At 69.0% G+C, this 5664-nt stretch carries 8 protein-coding genes; 5 read left to right on the top strand and 3 right to left on the bottom strand.

What is annotated here, in order from left to right; genetic code table 11:
* Positions 1 to 1735: type VII secretion protein EccCb (eccCb, locus tag PV363_RS13195; RefSeq protein WP_301022548.1), on the top strand; the 1735-nt coding region annotated here is incomplete at its 5' end.
* 70 nt (positions 1736 to 1805) lie between these two features.
* On the opposite strand, the gene PV363_RS13190 is transcribed toward eccCb, so the two are convergent.
* From PV363_RS13190 to PV363_RS13180, 3 genes are read right to left on the bottom strand one after another with little or no spacing between them, the layout of a single operon-like run.
* Entirely contained in the window at positions 1806 to 2168 is a 363-nt protein-coding gene (locus tag PV363_RS13190; RefSeq protein WP_301022547.1) for a hypothetical protein, read from the bottom strand.
* A gap of 18 nt (positions 2169 to 2186) precedes the next feature.
* Positions 2187 to 2480: a hypothetical protein gene (locus tag PV363_RS13185; protein ID WP_220341609.1), complete on the bottom strand. Its 294-nt coding sequence runs from the start codon at positions 2478 to 2480 to the stop codon at positions 2187 to 2189.
* Positions 2481 to 2514: 34 nt separating this feature from the next.
* Positions 2515 to 2871 (bottom strand): hypothetical protein, encoded by a 357-nt coding sequence (locus tag PV363_RS13180; RefSeq protein WP_301022546.1) that lies wholly within the window; start codon positions 2869 to 2871, stop codon positions 2515 to 2517.
* 192 nt (positions 2872 to 3063) lie between these two features.
* Here PV363_RS13180 and PV363_RS13175 point away from each other — a divergent pair, with 192 nt between their 5' ends.
* The 4 genes from PV363_RS13175 to PV363_RS13160 form a co-directional block, all read left to right on the top strand.
* Positions 3064 to 3957, top strand: a complete 894-nt coding sequence (locus tag PV363_RS13175) for a hypothetical protein (RefSeq protein ID WP_301022545.1) — start codon at positions 3064 to 3066, stop codon at positions 3955 to 3957.
* Between the two features lie 168 nt (positions 3958 to 4125).
* Complete coding sequence (locus PV363_RS13170) at positions 4126 to 4677, top strand: hypothetical protein (RefSeq protein ID WP_220365180.1); 552 nt, start codon at positions 4126 to 4128, stop codon at positions 4675 to 4677.
* 167 nt (positions 4678 to 4844) lie between these two features.
* Positions 4845 to 5339, top strand: a complete 495-nt coding sequence (locus PV363_RS13165; protein WP_301022544.1) for a hypothetical protein — start codon at positions 4845 to 4847, stop codon at positions 5337 to 5339.
* 24 nt (positions 5340 to 5363) lie between these two features.
* A partial coding sequence (locus PV363_RS13160; protein ID WP_301022543.1) for a hypothetical protein occupies positions 5364 to 5664 on the top strand: 301 nt, incomplete at its 3' end.

The raw sequence follows: 5664 nt of genomic DNA, 5'->3' as shown, positions 1-5664 counted from the left end.
GGCAGCCGCACGCAAGGGCGGCCCCACCGTCCTCGACGTGCTCTGCGAGCAGATGACCGCCGCCGGCGCGCCGCGGGTGCGCCCGGTGTGGCTCGACCCGCTGCCACCGGTCCTCACCCTCGACGGTGTGCAGACCGTCGACGAGCCGGGCGCTCCTGCGACGGTGCGCGCGACGCTCGGTCTGGTCGACGAGCCGGCCAAGCAGGCGCAGTACGCGCTCGAGTGGGACTTCACCGGTGCCGGGAGCAACCTCGTGCTTGCGGGTGCCCCGCAGACCGGCAAGAGCACGCTGCTCCGCACGATGGTGGCCTCGCTCGCGCTCCGCTACGCGCCGGGCACGGTCGCGTTCTACTGCATCGACTACGGCGGCGGCACGCTGCAGGCCCTTCGCAGCCTCCCCCACGTCGCCGCCGTCGCGACCCGCAACGACCCCGAGCGCATCAACCGCACCGTCCAGGAGGTCATGGCGGTGCTCGACGAGCGCGAGGAGCTCTTCCGCCGCTACGACCTGGAGAGCATGCAGGACTACCGGCGGGCCCGCGAGGAGGGACGCATCCCGCGCGACACGCCGGGCGACGTCTTCCTCGTGATCGACGGGTGGGCGACGTTCCGCGAGGAGTACGACGCGCTCGACTACGCGGTGGACGAGATCGCGGCGAGAGGTGGTGCGTACGGGGTGCACGTCGTCCTGACCGTCACCCAGAGCATGCAGATCCGGATGCGGATGCAGCCGTCGTTCGGCGGGCGGCTGGAACTGCGCCTGAACGACGTGTACGACTCGCAGTTCGGCCGCAAGGTGATGGAGCAGATCCCGAAGGAGATCTCGGGACGCGGCGCGATGGAGGGCGAGCGGATCTTCCAGGCAGCAGTCCCCCGCATCGACGGCGTCCGCGAGACCGAGGACGTCTTCGAGGCGCAGAAGGAGCTGTTCACGGCGATCACGAAGCGCTGGGAGGGCATCGCGGTGGAGCGGGTTCAGACCCTTGCGCCGGTGGTCCACCTCGAGGAGCTGCCTCCGGTCGACCCGTCGTACCCGGGGGTCCCCGTCGGAGTGCTGGACCGCAACCTGCGTGCGGTCTCGGTGAACCTGATCGGCTCGAACCCGCACCTGCTCGTCTACGGCGACCCGGAGACAGGCAAGACGAACTTTCTCAAGATGCTGCTGAAGGGCTACACCCAGCTGATGCCGCCCGAGCAGCTCGGCATCGTCCTCGTCGACTTCCGCCGCTCGCTGCTCGACGTCGTGCCCGAGGAGTATCTCGTCGCCTACTGCACCAACCGCGAACAGACCGGGCAGGTCGCCGCAGAGCTCGCGGGGTCGTTGCACCAGCGGCTCCCGGGGCCCGACGTCACCTCCGACCAGCTGCGCGAGCGCTCCTGGTGGAAGGGCCTGGAGCTGCTGGTGGTCGTCGACGACTACGACCTGGTCGCCACGTCGTCGGGCAACCCGCTCGACCCGCTGGTGGAGTACATCCCGCAGGGCAACGACCTGGGCTTCCACCTCGTCGCGTCACGACGGGTCAACGGCCTCGCGCGCGCCCAGTTCGAGCCGATGCTGCAGCGACTCACCGACGTCTCGACGGCAGGCTTCATGTTCTCCGGTGACCGGCTCGAGGGGCGACTGGTCGGGGGCGTCGCGCCGACGCGGCTGCCGACGGGCCGTGCGCTCTACGTCAACCGCAACGGCCTCATCGGCCAGGTCCAGACCGGTCTCGTGCCGGAGCAGCACGCCTGACGGGCTCGTGAGACGACGAGGCCTCCCCCGCCGTGGGCGGAGGAGGCCTCGTCGTCTGGTGCGGCTCGCGCTAGCCGGCTGTGACCGGTTGTCGGGAACCCGAGTTGACGTCACGGTTCAGAGCCGACTGCTGATTGTGGAGGGCGGTGGTCTCGTTGCTCGTCTGGGCCACCGTCTTGGCACCGTTCGACGTGTTGTTGCCGAGGTTGCTGACCCCGTTGGCGACCGCGTTGGCAGCCTCCACGGCCCAGGTCTGGAACGCATCGACGCCGACGGTCACATCACCGACGCCGTGCCGGGATCCGGGCGTGACGGCCTCGAGTGCCGTCACCAGCGTGCTCTTGGCCTGCTGGACGTCGCCAGACAGACCCGCGAGACGCTGACCTGCAGCGTGGGTCGCGGTGGTGTCGCCGACCTCGTAGAACGGGGCCATCGGATCTCCTGGACTGCGTCAGGCGCGGTTGCCGAAGAAGGACTGCATCCGCGGGATCGCGGAGTCGTTGATGTCCTGGGTCTTCTGGTCGGTCTGGTTGGACTTGAGCGAGGCCTGGTGCAGCTCGTCGGCACGCTCGTAGGCGGTGCGATGCACCGCGTGGGCCTCCTCGCTGCCGGCACCCGACAGGTTGGCCGCGATCTGGCGGGCGGCGGTCTCGACCGAGTCTTGGTCGGTCTGCGCGCCGCCGGCGAACTCCTTGCCGGAGGCGTTGATGTCCTCGCTGGCGGACTTGTCGTAACGAATCTTCACGTCGTGCTCCCTCTTCCTACGAGCTCTCGGACCGTCAGGCCTGGATGTCTCGGCGCAGCGACGTCGCCGCCGACTCGCCGTCGGTGGCGGACACCTTCTGCAGGGAGCTCGACTCCTCGGTCGTCTGCGCCTGCGACTGCTCGCCCCGGTTGATGTTGGTGCCGACCGTGGCCACGTTGTTGGCGTTGGCCTGCTTCGCCGACGCGAGGGCGGTGTGGGCCGAACGCTGTGCGTTGCCGGCCGGGCCGACGTTGAGGCCCTCGGTGGCCTGCGTACGGCCAAGGTGGCGCGTCGCGGACGACGACGCGTCCTCGCTCGCGGTGCCGTGACCGCTCTTGGCGGCCTTGGACAACGAGCCGAGCTCTTCGTTACCCCAGTAGTTAGCACCCATGGTGGGCAAACCTCTCCTCAGACGACGAGTCAGTACAGACCATACGACGTACGGGGTCCACGGGGGCAAGGGAGAAACGGCAGCTGTCCCGGAATGTGGCGCCGCGTATCTCGCCGCCGCCGGGGCACCTCATTTTTTTCCGTGACCTGTGATTTGGCTAGAGTCCGTGACCTCTCAGGAAGACGGCTCGGCATGCGCGGTCAGGAGGGCGGCGGCAGCTCATCGCCGCTGATCGAGGGCTTCACCGACGTCGGCGATGCGCTGAGTTCAGGATTGGTATCGATGTTCTCCTTGGTGATCGGTGCAGTGGGCCTGACGTTGGTCGTCCTCTCCGGATGGTCCTGGCGCGGTCGGACCCGGGCAGCACGGTGGTGGACCCGACGCACGGGCGGCGAACTCCTGGTGCTGGCGTTCCTCCCCTCGCTCGGGCTCGTGCTTCTCGGTGCCGGACTGGCCGAGATCGGCTCGCTCTCCGGCCTCTCTTCCGTTCTTGCGGTCCTCGGCGCGCTGTCGCTCGTCCTCGGGCTCCTGATCACCGGCGTCGGCCTCCTCTGGTGGCCGGCGCAGCGCCTGTGGGGCCCGCGCTGGTACACCAGCCAGTCCGCGAAGGGCCGGTGGGACGCTCTTTCCGACCCGTTCTCCTCGCTCGCCGGCCGTCTCGGATCGACGGCCTCCACTCCTGAGCCGCGGTGGTTCGGCGGAGCGATCGCATCCTGGCGCGGGGGCCGTGTCCTGGATCCGGACACTCGGGAGCGGCCGGATGCCGCGTCGCGTCGCGGCACGGTGGCGGGCATCATACGCCTTGGCGAAGGCGGGCTCTGGTTCGAGTCGACCGGTGGGCCGACCACCTGGTCCGGCCGCGCCTCCGCCGGTGTGCGGTGGTCGGAGATCATGGATGTGCGGGTTGTGCCCGCTCGCGCAGGCGCCGACGGGAGGGTGCGCACAGGCGTTCTCTACCGTTCGTGGTTCCGGAGGCTCGTCGTCGCGACAGCCGACGAGAGCTACCTCTACGAGATCTCGTGGGGCCGCGCCCAAGCTGTCGCCGATGCCATCGCCCAGGAGAGAACTGCCCGCCATGCGCGTTGACCATCCGATCGCGCCGTGAGATCGCTGGGCGCGCTGGTCCCGGCTGACGCCTCCGGGTTGCGTCGCGAACGTCGTCGTCGCGGTCGGCGCGGCGGTAACCCTTTCGCCGCGAGGCGGGCCTCGCTACAGTCCGGACGGTTCGTGGGCTCTCCGGAAGGACGACTCGGGATGCACTTCGGCCATGTTGGCCTCGGCCTCGCCACCCTGGTCTCCTGCGCCCTCTCGGGGTGTGACGATCCCGAGCCCGCCACCGACGCGAAGTCCGTCGATGGCAAGATCTGCGGATACCTCAGCCCCGCCTTGATCGAGTCGATCGTCGGTCACGACGATGCGGCGGCGGCAGGTGACGAGATCGTGCCGGCCGACGAGCGGGCCGACCGCGAGCAGGAGTGCGCCGTCGTCGACGGCAACCGCACCGTTGTCTTGGCCCAGGTTCACGATGCCCCCTCGACACGACCCGGTCACGACGCTGCACCCCTCGACAACTGCGTGCGACTCGACGACCTGGCCGACTGGACCGGCAGCGTCTGTTGGAGCGACTCGAGCATGCGCGCGACCGTGTGGCCCGACAACGGGGCCCGGCTCCTCGAGGTCTCGTACTTTCCCGAGGGAGGGGGCGCCGACAAGGTCGACACCCGCGACGAGCTCGTCCATGTCACGGTCTCGCTGGCCCGTGACGTCGAGGCAAACATCAAGTCGTACGACGAGAGGCACCAGTGAGCGCTCACGCCCCCACAGGACATCCAGAACAACCTCCGGTGACCGTTCGACCGACGACCTTCACGAGCTCCTCGAAGGTGTCACGGAGGAGGTCCGCATCGGCGACCCGCCACAGATCCGGGACGCGGATCAGTGCACGGGCCCTCGCCGGCGTGGCAGCGGCTGCGTTGGTCGCCTCACTCGCCGGATGCGACGACGAGCCGGAGGCCGACGCGACGTCGCGCCTGTGCGGGATGCTCGACCCCGAGGCCGCAGAGCGGATTACCGGGGACGTCGAGCTGACCGGCTTCGGTGGCGGGAACCTCGACGCGACACGACGTCAGGGGAACGCTCTCACCTGCATCGTCGACGGTCCTGGTGGCGAGGACCTCCTTCAGATCACCACGATGGATCTGTCGGACCAGGCCGAGTGGGCGGCGATGCAGAAGCAGCTCACTGACGAGATCGCCGGAAGCGACACCTGCGCGATGCGCACGGACGAGCCGCTCGGGTACGTCTGTCGGAGCACAGACGCCACCGAGATCGCTGTGCTCTTTCCTCGTCGCTGGGTACGCGTGGACGCCACGGCCCGCGCCAACGCGGAGCCTCCCGAACCCAAGGCCGTGCTCACGGTCGCGGCCAACGTCCACGCCAACCTCGAGGCGTACGACGAGAAGCAGTGATGCGTCCGGGACCTGATGAGGAACGTGGATGAGTCCTCGTTCGTACCGGACTGCGGGCACTGCTTCACCTCCCCTACCCTCGACGCTCTGGGGCCGGGCTACGTGCGCCGCACCGACGGACGCACGCAGACCAGGGTCGTCCTCCCCGACCGCTTCGTCTTCTTGACGCTCTTCGGGAAGGACGGGACCGACGATGCTGTGGTAGCCACTGCCGTGGACCTCATCGAGAACGCGCGAGGAAACCTGACGGCGAGGGAAACCCCGACGCCCGGGTGGCCCCCCTCCTCGCACATGAACTGGATGTACATCAGCGAAGCGCGCGACG

It is taken from the genome of Mumia sp. (assembly GCF_028803055.1).
Taxonomy (GTDB): domain Bacteria; phylum Actinomycetota; class Actinomycetes; order Propionibacteriales; family Nocardioidaceae; genus Mumia.
The sequence above is the reverse complement of the archived record's forward strand: the minus strand, read 5'-3'. Positions and strand labels throughout refer to the sequence as shown.